Source organism: Xenorhabdus szentirmaii DSM 16338 (assembly GCF_002632585.1).
In the GTDB taxonomy this organism is placed as follows: Bacteria; Pseudomonadota; Gammaproteobacteria; order Enterobacterales; family Enterobacteriaceae; genus Xenorhabdus; species Xenorhabdus szentirmaii.
The window spans coordinates 1,775,479-1,792,852 of the sequence record NZ_NIBV01000001.1; the positions used below are offsets into that span (position 1 = coordinate 1,775,479).

The following is a 17,374-nucleotide window of genomic DNA, read 5'->3' on the forward strand; positions in this document are numbered from 1 at the left end:
GATTAAATCTTGGTGAACTGATTATTATCCAATGCTTTGGAGACTTCCTTGTTAAGGATATTTAACAAGAGGATAGAACGTGTTTCGCCATCTGGCTCATTGTAAATAGCTTTGATGCCTTCAAAAATGCCTTCAGTGATAAGCACGGTATCACCGGTAACAGGTGTTTCAGGATCAACATATTTCTGCTCTGTCACAGACATTAACTCGTCAATGAGAGTCTGAGGAACAACAGCAGGATAAGTACTGAACCGAATAAAATGGTTAACGCCACGGGTTGAGTTAACCGTTGTGGTATGAATAACCTCGGGGTCAAAATTTACAAATAGATAATTGGGAAACAATGGCTCAGAAATTGTGGTCCGTTTACCCCGGACAACTTTTTCAATTTTGGCTATAGGTGTCAGGCAAATAACATTTTGTCTCTCTAAGTTTTCTATTGCTCGAGAGATTTGCCCACGTTTACAGTAGAGAAGATACCAATTTCCCATAATATTCTGACTCCATTACTTAGAGCGTTTAAGAATAGCAAAACCAGAGCTAGTGGATCACTAATAAAGACTAGAATTGTTTTAAAGAATAACTTATGAATAATACTTGTTTTTCCCCCTGGTTTTCATCGGAAAATAGTGGATACATCACATATTTTGTTACGTTTAGTGATAGTTTATTACTAATAACGTAAAGTTGAATATATGCAAATATTATTCTTTATGTTTGTATTATGTGATATTCGCTCTATGTTATCCATTACTTAAGGTTATTCGTCAGTGAATTATGAGATTACCTTGTAACCCTCATTAGAGAGCTTATAATGTCCTTCCTCCCTTAAAAATCGGCACAATGAACTATATGAAATACCGCGATCTAAGAGACTTTCTTTCCTTACTTGAACAATTAGGTGAATTAAAACGTATTAGTATGGAAGTTGATCCATATTTGGAAATGACGGAAATCGCAGATCGTACTCTTCGTGCCGGTGGCCCAGCTTTACTGTTTGAGAATCCTAAGGGGTATTCAATGCCGGTATTGTGTAACCTGTTCGGAACGCCTAAGCGGGTTGCAATGGGAATGGGGCAGGATGATGTTAAGTTATTGCATGATGTGGGCAAATTATTAGCTTTCCTTAAAGAGCCTGAGCCACCAAAAGGCTTCCGTGATTTGGTCGATAAGTTGCCAAAATTCAAGCAAGTTTTGAATATGCCCACTAAGCGCCTCAATTCTGCGCCTTGTCAGGAACAGATCTGGGAAGGGGAGGACGTGGATCTGACCCGCATTCCCGTTATGCATTGTTGGCCAGAAGACGCAGCCCCCTTGATTACATGGGGATTGACGGTGACAAAAGGGCCGAATAAAGAGCGCCAGAATTTGGGAATATACCGTCAACAGGTTTTAGGAAAAAATAAACTTATCATGCGTTGGCTTTCTCATCGAGGTGGTGCTCTTGACTTCCAGGAATGGTGTCAGGCTCATTCGGGGGAACGCTTTCCTGTATCTGTGGCGTTGGGCGCTGATCCTGCCACAATATTGGGCGCGGTGACGCCAATTCCGGATACATTGTCTGAATATGCTTTTGCGGGGTTATTGCGCGGCCATAAAACGGAAGTGGTTAAATCGATTTCTAATGACCTTGAAGTACCTGCAAGTGCAGAAATTATTCTGGAAGGGTATATTGAGCCCGGTGAAATGGCACCGGAAGGTCCGTATGGTGACCATACAGGTTATTACAACGAGATAGATATGTTTCCGGTGTTTACAGTTACCCACATTACTCAGCGCCGTGATGCCATTTATCATTCAACTTACACCGGGCGCCCACCCGATGAGCCCGCGGTATTAGGCGTTGCGTTGAATGAAGTACTTGTTCCAATATTACAAAAACAATTTCCAGAGATTGTGGACTTTTACTTACCGCCAGAAGGGTGCTCTTATCGGCTTGCCGTTGTGACGATGAAAAAGCAGTATGCCGGTCATGCCAAAAGAGTGATGATGGGGGTTTGGTCGTATTTACGGCAGTTTATGTACACAAAATTTGTTATTGTCTGCGATGATGATATCAATGCCCGAGACTGGAATGATGTCATCTGGGCAATAACAACGCGTATGGACCCGCAAAGAGATACTGTCTTAATGGAAAATACACCCATTGACTATCTTGATTTTGCATCACCTGTTTCAGGATTAGGCTCAAAAATGGGGTTAGATGCAACAAATAAGTGGCCAGGAGAGACACAAAGGGAATGGGGGCGTCCGATTGTGATGAGTGATGAAGTTCGGACCCGTGTCGATGAAATTTGGGATCAATTAGATATTTTTAAGCGATAAGAGGGAACGCATGACAATACTAAGCTGTAAAGTAACATCGGTTGACTCCATTACAGATACAGTTTATCGGGTTCGTTTATTGCCTGATTCGCCTTTTTCTTTCCGTGCTGGGCAATATTTGATGGTGGTGATGGATGAAAGGGATAAACGTCCTTTTTCTATGGCATCGCCGCCGTCCGAGAAACAGATGATTGAGTTGCACATTGGAGCTTCTGAACTGAATCTTTACGCAATGGCTGTGATGGACAGGATCTTGGCTGAACAAGTTATTGATATTGATATTCCTCATGGTCAGGCATGGTTACGTGAAGATAATGATGGCCCCATGCTATTGATTGCCGGAGGAACGGGATTTTCTTATACCCGCTCTATCTTATTGGCTGCTTTGGAAAAAAATCCTAACCGCGAAATTTCAATTTATTGGGGAGGCCGTGAGCTTCAGCACCTTTATGATTTGGGTGAATTACAGGCGCTGAATGAAAGTTATCCCAATTTAGCGGTTGTTCCTGTTGTTGAGCAGGTTGATGAGCACTGGAGAGGGAGAACAGGGACAGTGTTGAGTGCGGTCTTGGAAGATTTCGAAAGCTTAGAAAACCATGAAATTTACATTGCTGGTCGCTTTGAGATGGCTAAAATTGCCCGAGAAAGATTTTGCAGTGAACGCAATGCAGCTATTGATCGTATGTATGGGGATGCGTTTGAATTTATCTGAGCGTGCTCTATGTAAAAAATAAAACGATAAAAATAAAAAAACCCGCCCCTGACAGGCGGGAAATTACGGCAACAACTTATTAGAGTGGTGCAATAGATAAGACAGACAAGGGAAAAAATGTGTAAATTTCAGTCATCAGATATTTTCAGTGCTTAGGTTCTCTCAATAGCTAACCTCTCGACACCTATACTCTCTCAATAATTGTGGCAATGCCTTGACCTAACCCTATACACATGGTCGCCAGACCGAACTGGACGTCCTTGCGTTCCATCAGGTTAAGCAGGGTTGTGGTAATGCGAGTACCAGAGCAACCCAGAGGATGACCGAGCGCAATTGCGCCACCATTTAAGTTGATTCTGTCATCCATGCTATCCAGTAGATTAAGGCCTTTCATGCAAGCCAAGGATTGAGCAGCAAATGCTTCATTCAACTCCATGATCCCGATATCAGCCAGACTTAACCCTGCTTTTTTCAAGGCTATTTGTGTTGCCGGGACAGGACCATAGCCCATAATTGAGGGATCACAACCTACGACTGCCATTGAGCGAATACGGGCACGAGGTGTCATCCCGAGTTCTTTCGCCTTACTTTCGCTCATGATCAGCATCGCGGAAGCGCCATCAGAAAGTGCTGAGGAATTACCCGCTGTTACACTGCCAGTGGCAGGATCGAAAACAGGGCGCAGGGCAGCAAGATCTTTCAGGTTGGTATCAGGGCGAATGACTTCATCAAAGTCGACAAGCTTCATATTTCCGTCAGCATCATGCCCGTACATAGAGGCAATTTCACCTGAGAACGCTTTGGATTCAGTCGCTTGTGCTGCGCGTTGATGAGAACGCAGGGCGAATTCATCTTGCATTCCCCGGCTGAAGCCGTGCATCTTGGCCAGCATCTCGGCTGTTAAACCCATAACACCCGCTGCTTTTGCAACATTGCGGCTTAGTTTAGGGTGAAAGTCGACACCATGTGTCATGGGAACGTGCCCCATGTGTTCGACACCCCCGACCATAGCGATATTGGCGTCACCAGTCATAATCATGCGGGCGCCGTCATGCAGTGCCTGCATGGAAGAACCGCACAGGCGGTTAACCGTGACTGAGGGAACTGAATGAGGAATGCCAGCCAGTAACGCGGCGTTACGAGCGATATTGAATCCTTGCTCCAATGTTTGCTGTACACATCCCCAATAGATATCGTCAATATGCTCAGGCTGAAGGGTTGGATTGCGCTGGAATAAAGATTTCATCAGATGTGCGGAGAGATCTTCGGCACGGACCTGACGGAATACACCACCTTTTGAGCGCCCCATTGGGGTACGGATACCATCAATAATAACTACGTTTTCCATGTTTTCAGACCTCACGCTTTTTCACCTGATTTAACAGCAAGTTCTGCTGGTGCAGGGTAGTAACTTTCATTGCTTTCGGATTTCGCTTTCAGGCCAGCCGGCACGTGATAGAGTTCACCCAAGTGAGCATAATTTTCAGCCATTTTCACATAGGCCGCTGTACCCATTGTATCCAGATAGCGGAAAACACCACCGTGGAACGGAGGGAAACCTAAGCCGTAAACCAGTGCCATATCGGCTTCTGCTGGGCTGGCAATAATGCCTTCTTCCAAACAGCGAACGACTTCGTTAATCATTGGGATCATAGTGCGAGCAATGATTTCTTCGCCAGTGAAAGCATGTTGAGCTTTGCAGATATCTGCCAGTAATTGATCGACAGCCTCATCCTGAGTTTTTTTCGGTTTGCCCTTTTTATCTTGGGTGTACTTGTAGAAACCAACGCCATTTTTCTGACCGTAACGTTGATTTTCGAATAGCACATCAATGGCATCCCGATAATCACACGCCATGCGGTCCGGAAAACCTTGTGCCATAACGGCTTGTGCGTGGTGGGCGGTGTCGATGCCGACAACATCAATGAGATAAGCAGGACCCATTGGCCAGCCAAACTCTTTTTCCATAATTTTGTCGATTTGACGGAAATCACCACCATCACGCAGCAACATGCCGAAACCAGCCAGATAAGGGAAAAGAACACGGTTAACAAAGAAACCCGGGCAGTCGTTGACGACAATCGGGGTTTTCCCCATTTTGCTGGCATAAGCGACAACAGTTGAAATCGTTTTATCCGATGTTTTTTCTCCCCGGATAATTTCAACCAGAGGCATACGATGTACAGGGTTGAAGAAATGCATGCCACAGAAATTCTCTGGACGCTTTAGCGAATTAGCCAATTCAGTGATTGGAATTGTGGATGTATTGGACGCTAAAACGCAATCATCACTGATATAAGATTCTGCTTCTGCCAGAACGGCTGCTTTAATTTTGGGGTTTTCAACTACAGCTTCGACAACAACCTGAGATTGTTCAATCCCTGCATAATTGAGCGTTGGTTGAATAGATGACAGGATTTTTGCCATTTTCAAGGCATTCAAGCGACCACGCTCAAATTGTTTATTCAGTAACTTAGCTGCTTCATTGATACCTAAATCCAGCGCTTTCTGGTTGATATCTTTCATTAGAATGGGCACACCTTTACGCGCTGATTGGTAGGCAATGCCTCCACCCATAATTCCGGCACCCAGAACCGCAGCATGCTCAGGTGTTGTAACCGTCTGTAAATGTTTTTTCGCCAGCCCCTTGATGTATTGATCATTGAGGAAAATGCCGACCAACGCTCGGGCAGCGGTCGTATGGGCCAATGTTACGAAACTGGCAGATTCTAACTTCAGGGCTTCATCACGCCCTAATACAGCGGCTTTCTCGATAGTTTTCACAGCCGTAATGGGGGCAGGATAATGAGGCCCCGCAACCTTCATGACCATGCCTTTGGCTACGGTAAAGCTCATGGTCCTTTCAATCTCATTGAGATTGAGTGGCATTAATTTTGGCTTGCGGGCAGCTTTCCAATCGAGATCACCCCGAATAGCTTGTTCCAGAATAGATACAGCAGAATCAATCAGTTTCTCTGTGGAAACAACAGCATCAACCAGACCATTTTTCAGAGCTTCCTCGGCATTGATATCTTTGCCGGCAGAAATAATTTCGAGGGCATTATCTGTTCCTATTAGGCGTGGCAGGCGAACTGAACCACCAAATCCGGGCATAATGCCTAATTTAGTTTCTGGTAGCCCAATGCGAAGATCAGGGGATGCAATACGAAAATCAGTTGAAAGTGCGACCTCACAGCCACCGCCCAATGTATAACCATTGATGGCGGAAATAGTAGGAACCGGAAGATCTTCAATGCGGTTAAGAATATTGTTAGCCAGATCCAGCAACTCATGGAGTTTTTCGGCTGGCGCACTGAATAATGATAAAAATTCTGTGATATCCGCGCCGACAATGAAGGCTTGTTTTTCAGAGCGTAATAATAACCCTTTCAATTCCGTTTGTTGCTCAAGGGCAGAAACGGCTTCATCCAGTGAAGCGACAGTTTTGGTATCTAATTTGTTAATTGAGGCTGGCGCATTGAAGATCAGTTCTGCAATGCCATCTTTCAGCCATTTTAATTGAATAGTGTTACTTAGGTAGAGCATATCATTCTCCTCAATGAGTGCATACCATCTGGTATGACCAGATGAGCTTGATTGTGATTACTGTGTTAATTTAATGCAAATCAATGATTAATTTTTTGTAGGGCGGATCACAGGTAATATTTGTGACATAGAAAAATGTTTTTTATTAACTTTTTGAAAAGTATAAATATTATTGCTTAGCGTTAGATGGGGGATTTTTCACGTAATATCACCCTCAATAATGAATTGTGGTAATATTTGATTTCCTGCCAGAAAAATAAAAAGGCTAATTAAGATGGAAAAGTTGGCACTTCTGTACCACGAACATATTAAAATGCTACAAAAACGAGCTCGTGAAATATTGGCACGAACCCAGCTTGATGCTCTGCTTATTCACTCCGGTGAGCCATTACGCGTTTTTCTTGATGACAGCTATTATCCTTTCAGGGCAAATGCCCACTTCAAAGCTTGGGTCCCTGTAACCAAAGTGCCAAATTGCTGGTTATGGATCGATGGCGTCAATAAACCCAAGCTTTGGTTTTATTCCCCGGTAGACTACTGGCATAGCGTAGAAACATTACCCAATAGTTACTGGACCGAAGAAGTAGAGTTGATTCATTTGGAAACCGCTGATGATATCAGTGCACAGCTACATGGATTTGCAAAACAGAATACTGCTTATATAGGCGAGCAGACTGAGCGAGCCAAATCTTTGGGGATCAGTGAACATCATCTTAATCCAAAATCCGTTCTGGATTATTTGAATTACCATCGTTCATATAAAACAGATTACGAATTGGCGTGTATGCGTGAAGCTCAAAAAACAGCTGTTAATGGTCATTTGGCTGCTTATGATGCATTTTTGTCCGGTGTTAGCGAATTCGAAATCAACATGTTCTATTTGATGGCAACCGGGCACCGTGACACTGATGTTCCTTATGACAATATTGTTGCCCTGAATGAAAATACAGCAGTTTTGCATTACACCAAATTAAGGCAGACTGTGCCTTCTGAGATTCGTAGCTTCTTAATTGATGCCGGTGCCGAATATAATGGCTATGCGGCAGATATAACCAGAACTTATGCTGCAAAACCTAATAACGATTTTTCTTCATTGATCAAGGAATTAAATGAAGAACAGAAGGCGATTGTCGGCATGCTTCGCGTAGGGAATCGGTATACTGACTATCACATCAACATGCATCACCGCATAGCTAAGTTGCTAAAAAAACATAACATTATTCATGGAATGAGCGAGGAAGGCATTGTTGAGAAAGGATTGACAACCCCCTTCTTTCCACACGGGCTGGGGCATCCACTTGGTTTGCAAGTCCATGATGCTGCTGGGTTTATGCAGGATGATACTGGAACGCACTTGGCGGCCCCTGAAATGTATCCTTATCTGCGTTGTACCCGTATTCTGGAACCAAGAATGGTTTTGACTATCGAACCCGGGCTCTATTTCATTGAAACCTTATTGGCACCTTGGCGAGAAAGTGAATACCGACAATATTTTGATTGGAAAAAAATCGATATGCTGAAACTTTATGGCGGTATTCGTATCGAAGATAACGTCGTAATACACGATGGAAAAATTGAAAATATGACCAGAGATTTACAATTACCGTAATGAAGCCTTATTTGATTCCTGCGGCTTCAGTCAGCTTTACTGAAGAAATAAAAAAGAGTCGCTTTATCACCCTGCTGGAACATACTAGTGGGGTGGATGAGGCTAAGCTGTTTATTCAGCGTATTAAAGAACAATATCCCGATGCGAGGCATCATTGCTGGGCTTTTGTCGCAGGGACCCCGGATGATTCCCAACAATTGGGTTTTTCTGATGATGGCGAGCCAACGGGAACTGCGGGAAAACCTATGATCGCTCAGTTACTGGGAAGTGGGCTGGGCGAAATCACAGCGGTGTCAGTCCGTTATTTTGGCGGTATAAAGCTGGGTACAGGGGGGTTGGTAAAAGCATATGGTAATGGAGTACAACAAGCGCTGAAGTTATTGGAGACTGAATATAAAGTGCCGCAGAAGTTGTACCAGCTACAGTGTGAGTATGCACATATTTCGATGGTGGAACAGTTGTTGCAACAATTTGCGGGGCAAGTGATTGCCAGCGATTATGCGGAAAATGTCACGTTGCAAGTGTCACTGCCAGCTACCCTTGTGGAAGAAATCGGTGATAAATTAAGGGACTTAAGTCGTGGTGCTTTGTTTTTAACACCAAAATCATAATTATTTTGTCATACCGGATTTCTAAGGAACCAGCCGAATGCATTTTCGTGCCATTACCCGCATTGTTGGGTTACTCGTTATTCTTTTCTCTGTCACAATGATTATTCCGGGATTAGTGGCATTGATTTATCGTGACGGTGCAGGCAAAGCATTCAGCCAGACGTTTATCTTTGCTCTCGTTATCGGATTAATATTATGGCTTCCCAACCGAGAACAAAAATATGATCTTAAACCCAAAGAAGGCTTTTTGATTGTTGTTTTGTTTTGGACAGTGCTCGGCAGTGTCGGGGCGTTGCCTTTTATTTTCTCTGAAAAACCTAACCTTTCAATCACTGATGCTTTTTTTGAATCATTCTCAGGTCTAACGACAACAGGAGCTACGACTCTGGTTGGGCTTGATTCGCTTCCTAAAGCTATTCTTTTTTATCGACAAATGCTGCAATGGTTGGGCGGAATGGGAATTATTGTTCTGGCCGTAGCGATCCTGCCTTTGCTTGGTGTCGGTGGTATGCAGCTTTATCGGGCCGAAATGCCGGGACCATTGAAGGATAATAAGATGCGTCCCCGTATTGCAGAAACCGCTAAGACTCTTTGGCTTATTTATGTTTTGCTGACCATCGCTTGTGCAATAGCACTGTGGGCCGCAGGAATGTCTGTCTTTGATGCGATTTCTCACAGCTTTTCGACTATCGCCATTGGTGGCTTTTCCACTCATGATGCAAGCATTGGTTTTTTCAATAGTCCGGCGATTAATACGATTATTGCTGTTTTCTTATTGATCTCAGGTTGCAATTTTGGCTTGCACTTTGCCGTGCTTTCAGGAAGAAGCCTAAAAGTCTATTGGCGTGACCCTGAATTTCGCATGTTCATCACTATTCAGTTGGCGTTGCTGATCGTCTGTGTACTGATACTGTGGCAACATTCTGTTTATGAGTCAGAACTAAACGCATTGAATCACGCCTTTTTTCAAGTTGTCTCGATGGCAACAACCGCAGGATTTACAACTGACAGCTTTGCCGGTTGGCCTCTTTTCTTGCCTTTTCTGTTGTTATGTTCCGCATTCATTGGTGGATGTGCCGGTTCGACAGGTGGAGGGCTGAAAGTTATCCGCATCTTGTTACTGTTCTTGCAAGGTTCCCGTGAATTAAAGCGTCTGGTGCATCCGAATGCGGTATACACCATAAAATTGGGAAATAGGGCATTGCCAGAACGGATTATTGAAGCCGTGTGGGGATTCTTTTCCGCTTATGCCTTGGTTTTTGTCATTAGTATGCTGTTACTCATTGCCACAGGGGTAGATGAGTTCTCTGCTTTTTCTGCCATTGCTGCAACGTTGAATAATCTCGGCCCTGGATTGGGCGCGGTTGCTGATAACTTTACAACCATGAACCCAACAGCAAAATGGATCTTGGTTGTCACTATGTTATTCGGGCGTTTGGAAGTATTCACACTATTAGTTTTATTTACCCCAACTTTCTGGCGTGAATAATGACAGTACAAGTTGTTGTTTGCTGAGTTATGTACATAGTTTGCTGTTTTAACTAAAGGTGTATCTATGAGTTACTTATTGCTCTATTCCACTCAAGATGGGCAAACCAAAAAAATAATTACACGCATTGCAGATAATGTTCGCCGGGCGGGCATTGAATGTGATTTAAGAGATCTTTCGACAGTGAAACAAATCAATCTGGCGTCTTATCAAAAGGTGATGATTGGGGCATCAATACGCTATGGTCATTTCAATTCTGTATTGTATAAGTTCGTTACTCGTCATCAAAAACAGTTAGCGCAAATGCCGACAGCCTTTTTTGGCGTTAATTTAACAGCGAGAAAACCAGATAAAAGAACGCCAGAAACGAATGCCTACGTACATAAGTTTTTGATAAAAAGCCCGTGGCAGCCTGATTTATGCGGCGTTTTTGCGGGAGCATTGCTTTATCCTCGCTATCGCTGGCTGGATCGTATAATGATTCAATTCATTATGAGGATGACTGGGGGGGAAACAGACACGACAAAAGAAATTGAATATACCGATTGGGAGCAGGTCGATTGTTTTTCTGAGTCATTTTTGCAAACTTCACATGATAATGCGCTTTAAAAATGGTCTTTTTGTCGGTTATTACGTCTTTTTGGGTGAAAAAAAGACGAACGAAAATAAAATTCAAAAAAACTATTGCCAGTCTCAGAAAACGCCCTATAATGCGCCACCACTGACCGACGCTGAGCTGAGACATGCCGCCGAGGGAAGTGAGAGAAAAGCGAAAATAAACGCTTGACTCTGGAGGCGAAAGGCGTAAGATACGCAGCCTCGCAACCCGGAAGAGCCTTCCCGGTTGCCCCGCTCTTTAACAACTGAATCAGACAATCTGTGTGGGCACTCGCAGGACACTATCAAACGCCGAAAGGCGGAAAGATTAAAGTCTTGAAGAGTGAACAACAGTTAATTCATTACGAACTAACAGTATAATTCTTTGAGCATCAAACGCTTTTAATTGAAGAGTTTGATCATGGCTCAGATTGAACGCTGGCGGCAGGCCTAACACATGCAAGTCGAGCGGCAGCGGGAAGAAGCGTGCTTCTTTGCCGGCGAGCGGCGGACGGGTGAGTAATGTCTGGGGATCTGCCCGATGGAGGGGGATAACCACTGGAAACGGTGGCTAATACCGCATGACCTCTTGGGAGCAAAGTGGGGGACCTTCGGGCCTCACGCCATCGGATGAACCCAGATGGGATTAGCTAGTAGGCGGGGTAATGGCCCACCTAGGCGACGATCCCTAGCTGGTCTGAGAGGATGACCAGCCACACTGGGACTGAGACACGGCCCAGACTCCTACGGGAGGCAGCAGTGGGGAATATTGCACAATGGGCGCAAGCCTGATGCAGCCATGCCGCGTGTATGAAGAAGGCCTTCGGGTTGTAAAGTACTTTCAGCGGGGAGGAAGGCGTAAGTCTGAATACGGCTTACGATTGACGTTACCCGCAGAAGAAGCACCGGCTAACTCCGTGCCAGCAGCCGCGGTAATACGGAGGGTGCAAGCGTTAATCGGAATTACTGGGCGTAAAGCGCACGCAGGCGGTCAATTAAGTTAGATGTGAAATCCCCGGGCTTAACCCGGGAACGGCATCTAAGACTGGTTGGCTAGAGTCTCGTAGAGGGGGGTAGAATTCCACGTGTAGCGGTGAAATGCGTAGAGATGTGGAGGAATACCGGTGGCGAAGGCGGCCCCCTGGACGAAGACTGACGCTCAGGTGCGAAAGCGTGGGGAGCAAACAGGATTAGATACCCTGGTAGTCCACGCTGTAAACGATGTCGATTTGGAGGTTGTGCCCCTGAGGCGTGGCTTCCGGAGCTAACGCGTTAAATCGACCGCCTGGGGAGTACGGTCGCAAGATTAAAACTCAAATGAATTGACGGGGGCCCGCACAAGCGGTGGAGCATGTGGTTTAATTCGATGCAACGCGAAGAACCTTACCTACTCTTGACATCCACGGAATTTGGCAGAGATGCTGAAGTGCCTTCGGGAACCGTGAGACAGGTGCTGCATGGCTGTCGTCAGCTCGTGTTGTGAAATGTTGGGTTAAGTCCCGCAACGAGCGCAACCCTTATCCTTTGTTGCCAGCACGTGATGGTGGGAACTCAAGGGAGACTGCCGGTGATAAACCGGAGGAAGGTGGGGATGACGTCAAGTCATCATGGCCCTTACGAGTAGGGCTACACACGTGCTACAATGGCAGATACAAAGAGAAGCGACCTCGCGAGAGCAAGCGGAACTCATAAAGTCTGTCGTAGTCCGGATTGGAGTCTGCAACTCGACTCCATGAAGTCGGAATCGCTAGTAATCGTAGATCAGAATGCTACGGTGAATACGTTCCCGGGCCTTGTACACACCGCCCGTCACACCATGGGAGTGGGTTGCAAAAGAAGTAGGTAGCTTAACCTTCGGGAGGGCGCTTACCACTTTGTGATTCATGACTGGGGTGAAGTCGTAACAAGGTAACCGTAGGGGAACCTGCGGTTGGATCACCTCCTTACCTAAAGATAGTGGATTTTGTGCAGTGCCCACACAGATTGTCTGATGAAAGAATGAAGAGACGGTATCGGCATAGGCTTGTAGCTCAGGTGGTTAGAGCGCACCCCTGATAAGGGTGAGGTCGGTGGTTCAAGTCCACTCAGGCCTACCAAATCTCATTTATCCGGCGTTATAAACAGACTCGCTTATTTCAATAAGCGTCGCCCGTTTATGCCTGGTCTAAATAAGATTGCTGTGCATCACGATACGGAATTTATGGGGCTATAGCTCAGCTGGGAGAGCGCCTGCCTTGCACGCAGGAGGTCAGCGGTTCGATCCCGCTTAGCTCCACCATACTCTTCGTCTGCAATAACGTATCTCAGAACACATTGACATGAGTGTGTTGTGACATATTTGCTCTTTAACAATCTGGAACAAGCTGAAAATTTGAAACAATCAGCTTATCGTCAGCGACGGTAAGACTGATGAGTCTCTCAATAGACTCCAACCTGAAGACACCTTCGGGTTGTGAGGTTAAGCGACTAAGCGTACACGGTGGATGCCTAGGCAGTCAGAGGCGATGAAGGACGTGCTAATCTGCGAAAAGCGCCGGTAAGGTGATATGAACCGCTATAGCCGGCGATGTCCGAATGGGGAAACCCAGTGCAATCCGTTGCACTATCGTTTGATGAATTCATAGTCAAGCGAGGCGAACCGGGGGAACTGAAACATCTCAGTACCCCGAGGAAAAGAAATCAACCGAGATTCCCCCAGTAGCGGCGAGCGAACGGGGAGGAGCCCAGAACCAGCAACGGCTTGTGTGTCAGTGGAAACGCCTGGAAAGGCGTGCAGTAAAGGGTGATAGCCCCGTACACGAAGATGCACAGGCCGGGAGTTCGATGAGTAGGGCGGGACACGTGGTATCCTGTCTGAACATGGGGGGACCATCCTCCAAGGCTAAATACTCCTGACTGACCGATAGTGAACCAGTACCGTGAGGGAAAGGCGAAAAGAACCCCGGCGAGGGGAGTGAAAGAGAACCTGAAACCGTGTACGTACAAGCAGTGGGAGCACCCCTTGTGGGTGTGACTGCGTACCTTTTGTATAATGGGTCAGCGACTTATATTCTGTAGCAAGGTTAACCGCATAGGGGAGCCGCAGGGAAACCGAGTCTTAACTGGGCGTTAAGTTGCAGGGTATAGACCCGAAACCCGGTGATCTAGCCATGGGCAGGTTGAAGGTTGGGTAACACTAACTGGAGGACCGAACCGACTAATGTTGAAAAATTAGCGGATGACTTGTGGCTGGGGGTGAAAGGCCAATCAAACCGGGAGATAGCTGGTTCTCCCCGAAAGCTATTTAGGTAGCGCCTCGTGAATTCATCTTCGGGGGTAGAGCACTGTTTCGGCTAGGGGGTCATCCCGACTTACCAACCCGATGCAAACTGCGAATACCGAAGAATGTTATCACGGGAGACACACGGCGGGTGCTAACGTCCGTCGTGAAGAGGGAAACAACCCAGACCGCCAGCTAAGGTCCCCAAGTCATGGTTAAGTGGGAAACGAAGTGGGAAGGCTCAGACAGCCAGGATGTTGGCTTAGAAGCAGCCATCATTTAAAGAAAGCGTAATAGCTCACTGGTCGAGTCGGCCTGCGCGGAAGATGTAACGGGGCTAAACCATGCACCGAAGCTGCGGCAGCGACACGTTTGTGTTGTTGGGTAGGGGAGCGTTCTGTAAGCCGTTGAAGGTGGCCTGTGAGGGCCGCTGGAGGTATCAGAAGTGCGAATGCTGACATAAGTAACGATAAAGCGGGTGAAAAACCCGCTCGCCGGAAGACCAAGGGTTCCTGTCCAACGTTAATCGGGGCAGGGTGAGTCGACCCCTAAGGCGAGGCCGAAAGGCGTAGTCGATGGGAAACAGGTTAATATTCCTGTACTCGGTGTTACTGCGAAGGGGGGACGGAGAAGGCTAGGCCAGCCGGGCGACGGTTTGTCCCGGTTTAAGCGTGTAGGTGGGGCGTCTTGGTAAATCCGGACGGCCAATAACACTGAGGCGTGATGACGAGGCACTACGGTGCTGAAGTGGTTGATGCCCTGCTTCCAGGAAAAGCCTCTAAGCTCCAGGTAACATTGAATCGTACCCCAAACCGACACAGGTGGTCAGGTAGAGAATACTCAGGCGCTTGAGAGAACTCGGGTGAAGGAACTAGGCAAAATGGTGCCGTAACTTCGGGAGAAGGCACGCTGGCGTCAGGTGAAGGGACTTGCTCCCGGAGCCGAGGCCAGTCGCAGATACCAGCTGGCTGCAACTGTTTAATAAAAACACAGCACTGTGCAAACACGAAAGTGGACGTATACGGTGTGACGCCTGCCCGGTGCTGGAAGGTTAATTGATGGGGTTAGCGGCAACGCGACGCTCTTGATCGAAGCCCCAGTAAACGGCGGCCGTAACTATAACGGTCCTAAGGTAGCGAAATTCCTTGTCGGGTAAGTTCCGACCTGCACGAATGGCGTAATGATGGCCAGGCTGTCTCCACCCGAGACTCAGTGAAATTGAACTCGCTGTGAAGATGCAGTGTACCCGCGGCAAGACGGAAAGACCCCGTGAACCTTTACTATAGCTTGACACTGAACCTTGAGCCTTGATGTGTAGGATAGGTGGGAGGCCCGGAAGTGCGGACGCCAGTCTGCATGGAGCCATCCTTGAAATACCACCCTTGAATGTTTGATGTTCTAACGTCGGCCCGTTATCCGGGTCGCGGACAGTGTCTGGTGGGTAGTTTGACTGGGGCGGTCTCCTCCCAAAGCGTAACGGAGGAGCACGAAGGTTAGCTAATCACGGTCGGACATCGTGAGGTTAGTGCAAAGGCATAAGCTAGCTTGACTGCGAGAGTGACGGCTCGAGCAGGTACGAAAGTAGGTCTTAGTGATCCGGTGGTTCTGAATGGAAGGGCCATCGCTCAACGGATAAAAGGTACTCCGGGGATAACAGGCTGATACCGCCCAAGAGTTCATATCGACGGCGGTGTTTGGCACCTCGATGTCGGCTCATCACATCCTGGGGCTGAAGTAGGTCCCAAGGGTACGGCTGTTCGCCGTTTAAAGTGGTACGCGAGCTGGGTTTAGAACGTCGTGAGACAGTTCGGTCCCTATCTGCCGTGGGCGTTGGAAGATTGAAAGGGGCTGCTCCTAGTACGAGAGGACCGGAGTGGACGCACCACTGGTGTTCGGGTTGTCATGCCAATGGCATTGCCCGGTAGCTACGTGCGGAAGAGATAACCGCTGAAAGCATCTAAGCGGGAAACTTGCCTTGAGATGAGTCTTCCCTGACTCCTTGAGAGTCCTAAAGGAACGTTCGAGACGAGGACGTGGATAGGCTGGGTGTGTAAGCGTTGCGAGACGTTGAGCTAACCAGTACTAATGAACCGTGCGGCTTAACCTGACAACACCGAAGGTGTTTTGCGGAGTATAAAGAAGAGACGGGTTTCAGATGAGAGAAAACAGCTTGTTCGGGATTGAAAACAGGATTTGTCTGGCGGCAATAGCGCGGTGGTCCCACCTGACCCCATGCCGAACTCAGCAGTGAAACGCCGTAGCGCCGATGGTAGTGTGGGGTCTCCCCATGTGAGAGTAGGACACTGCCAGACATTCAATTAACAGCCGGTTGCCGGCCCAAAAGGCAGCCAGGTTAACGAAATTCGGTGGTGCGGTAGTTCAGTTGGTTAGAATACCGGCCTGTCACGCCGGGGGTCGCGGGTTCGAGTCCCGTCCGCACCGCCACCTTATTTCAAGAAAAGCCCTGAGAGAGATCTCAGGGCTTTTTTCATTATGGCCTTAGCCCAGTAAGCTTCTTAAACATAAAACCACCCACTATGCGGTGGCTATGATTCGAGGCTTTATATCTAACAAACAGCTTTTGATTGTTTAGTGTAATTTATTTTAGATCTCCACTGACTCATCTATCTATAGATACTTTTTTCAGTTATTCAATTTCTTCTTCTTGATAAATTCCTTTTTCTATATGAGAGATAATATCTGAATGTCTTAATAAAATCAGAAATCCTTCAAGACCTAATACGCTCTTAACTGTTGGTATCGCCATATTTAGTTTGTCCTGAAATGGCATTGATCGCGGCAGTGATAGTTTATATATAGCGGCTTGCTGTAGTACTGAGTATTGATCATTTTTCACCAGCATCTTAAGCGTTTTTAGGTGATTGGATGGAGATATTTTCATTTTTCCTAATAATCTGATTTACAGTTGCAACTTTAATATTTTTCAATCTATATAGATATTGTTTATTTGCTCTATTATAAATCCAAGTTATCTGTTATTTCGGTTCAGAATTTATAATTAATACAAAATTATTAGAGCAAGATTCAGAATAAAATCCGAGACATACCAATATACTTATAAATAATAAACCTCATATGGCTTTGGTTTTTGAAATATATTTCATTGTGAACAGAGTTTGTAGCAAGGTATTACTGTTTTGTATTGCTTGAATTTAAAAAATTCATTTATATAAAGCCTATTGTATTTATTATGAATAATAAATTA

Annotated in this window: 10 protein-coding genes, 3 tRNA genes and 3 rRNA genes; 12 read left to right on the forward strand and 4 right to left on the reverse strand. The window is 46.2% G+C overall.

Annotated features, from left to right (window positions below; translation table 11 throughout):
• Positions 1–2: 2 nt before the first annotated feature.
• Positions 3–491, reverse strand: a complete 489-nt coding sequence (gene rfaH / locus Xsze_RS08090) for a transcription/translation regulatory transformer protein RfaH (protein ID WP_038235509.1) — start codon at positions 489–491, stop codon at positions 3–5.
• A gap of 361 nt (positions 492–852) precedes the next feature.
• On the opposite strand from rfaH, the gene ubiD reads away from it, so the two are divergent.
• Positions 853–2,325: a 4-hydroxy-3-polyprenylbenzoate decarboxylase gene (gene ubiD / locus Xsze_RS08095; protein ID WP_038235506.1), complete on the forward strand. Its 1,473-nt coding sequence runs from the start codon at positions 853–855 to the stop codon at positions 2,323–2,325.
• Positions 2,326–2,335: 10 nt separating this feature from the next.
• Entirely contained in the window at positions 2,336–3,037 is a 702-nt protein-coding gene (gene fre, locus Xsze_RS08100; protein ID WP_038235504.1) for an NAD(P)H-flavin reductase, read from the forward strand.
• 184 nt (positions 3,038–3,221) lie between these two features.
• Here the strand turns inward: fre and fadA are convergent, their stop codons facing one another.
• Complete coding sequence (fadA, locus tag Xsze_RS08105) at positions 3,222–4,385, reverse strand: acetyl-CoA C-acyltransferase FadA (protein ID WP_038235640.1); 1,164 nt, start codon at positions 4,383–4,385, stop codon at positions 3,222–3,224.
• Positions 4,386–4,396: 11 nt separating this feature from the next.
• On the reverse strand, positions 4,397–6,583 hold the full coding sequence (gene fadB / locus Xsze_RS08110) for a fatty acid oxidation complex subunit alpha FadB (protein WP_038235502.1): 2,187 nt from the start codon (positions 6,581–6,583) through the stop codon (positions 4,397–4,399).
• Between the two features lie 274 nt (positions 6,584–6,857).
• On the opposite strand from fadB, the gene pepQ reads away from it, so the two are divergent.
• The 10 genes from pepQ to Xsze_RS08165 all read left to right on the forward strand — a co-directional run bounded on the left by pepQ (position 6,858) and on the right by Xsze_RS08165 (position 16,593).
• Positions 6,858–8,192, forward strand: coding sequence for a Xaa-Pro dipeptidase (gene pepQ, locus Xsze_RS08115; protein ID WP_038235500.1), 1,335 nt, complete (start codon positions 6,858–6,860; stop codon positions 8,190–8,192).
• Positions 8,192–8,803: an IMPACT family protein gene (locus Xsze_RS08120; RefSeq protein WP_038235498.1), complete on the forward strand. Its 612-nt coding sequence runs from the start codon at positions 8,192–8,194 to the stop codon at positions 8,801–8,803. The genes pepQ and Xsze_RS08120 overlap by 1 nt, the downstream gene beginning before the upstream one ends.
• A gap of 37 nt (positions 8,804–8,840) precedes the next feature.
• Positions 8,841–10,292: a Trk system potassium transporter TrkH gene (gene trkH, locus Xsze_RS08125; RefSeq protein WP_038235495.1), complete on the forward strand. Its 1,452-nt coding sequence runs from the start codon at positions 8,841–8,843 to the stop codon at positions 10,290–10,292.
• Positions 10,293–10,358: 66 nt separating this feature from the next.
• Entirely contained in the window at positions 10,359–10,901 is a 543-nt protein-coding gene (gene hemG, locus Xsze_RS08130) for a menaquinone-dependent protoporphyrinogen IX dehydrogenase (RefSeq protein WP_038235492.1), read from the forward strand.
• Between the two features lie 391 nt (positions 10,902–11,292).
• Positions 11,293–12,835: ribosomal RNA gene (locus Xsze_RS08140) — 16S ribosomal RNA — on the forward strand.
• A gap of 73 nt (positions 12,836–12,908) precedes the next feature.
• Positions 12,909–12,985: transfer RNA gene (locus tag Xsze_RS08145), tRNA-Ile, on the forward strand.
• 106 nt (positions 12,986–13,091) lie between these two features.
• Positions 13,092–13,167, forward strand: a tRNA-Ala gene (locus Xsze_RS08150).
• 178 nt (positions 13,168–13,345) lie between these two features.
• A 23S ribosomal RNA gene (locus tag Xsze_RS08155) occupies positions 13,346–16,255 on the forward strand.
• A gap of 89 nt (positions 16,256–16,344) precedes the next feature.
• A 5S ribosomal RNA gene (rrf, locus tag Xsze_RS08160) occupies positions 16,345–16,460 on the forward strand.
• Together the 16S, 23S and 5S rRNA genes with 3 tRNA genes alongside form the textbook arrangement of a ribosomal RNA operon.
• A gap of 56 nt (positions 16,461–16,516) precedes the next feature.
• Positions 16,517–16,593, forward strand: a tRNA-Asp gene (locus tag Xsze_RS08165).
• Positions 16,594–16,795: 202 nt separating this feature from the next.
• On the opposite strand, the gene Xsze_RS08170 is transcribed toward Xsze_RS08165, so the two are convergent.
• Positions 16,796–17,050 (reverse strand): hypothetical protein, encoded by a 255-nt coding sequence (locus tag Xsze_RS08170; protein ID WP_038235201.1) that lies wholly within the window; start codon positions 17,048–17,050, stop codon positions 16,796–16,798.
• Positions 17,051–17,374 lie beyond the last annotated feature (324 nt).

What these genes read in the sequence shown, in the direction of transcription:
- fadA (WP_038235640.1), bottom strand. Translation starts at nt 4,385, where the DNA reads ATGGAAAACGTAGTTATTATTGATGGTATCCGTACCCCAATGGGGCGC.
- pepQ (WP_038235500.1), top strand. Translation starts at nt 6,858, where the DNA reads ATGGAAAAGTTGGCACTTCTGTACCACGAACATATTAAAATGCTACAA.
- rfaH (WP_038235509.1), bottom strand. Translation starts at nt 491, where the DNA reads ATGGGAAATTGGTATCTTCTCTACTGTAAACGTGGGCAAATCTCTCGA.
- fre (WP_038235504.1), top strand. Translation starts at nt 2,336, where the DNA reads ATGACAATACTAAGCTGTAAAGTAACATCGGTTGACTCCATTACAGAT.
- ubiD (WP_038235506.1), top strand. Translation starts at nt 853, where the DNA reads ATGAAATACCGCGATCTAAGAGACTTTCTTTCCTTACTTGAACAATTA.
- Xsze_RS08170 (WP_038235201.1), bottom strand. Translation starts at nt 17,050, where the DNA reads ATGAAAATATCTCCATCCAATCACCTAAAAACGCTTAAGATGCTGGTG.
- hemG (WP_038235492.1), top strand. Translation starts at nt 10,359, where the DNA reads ATGAGTTACTTATTGCTCTATTCCACTCAAGATGGGCAAACCAAAAAA.
- fadB (WP_038235502.1), bottom strand. Translation starts at nt 6,583, where the DNA reads ATGCTCTACCTAAGTAACACTATTCAATTAAAATGGCTGAAAGATGGC.
- trkH (WP_038235495.1), top strand. Translation starts at nt 8,841, where the DNA reads ATGCATTTTCGTGCCATTACCCGCATTGTTGGGTTACTCGTTATTCTT.
- Xsze_RS08120 (WP_038235498.1), top strand. Translation starts at nt 8,192, where the DNA reads ATGAAGCCTTATTTGATTCCTGCGGCTTCAGTCAGCTTTACTGAAGAA.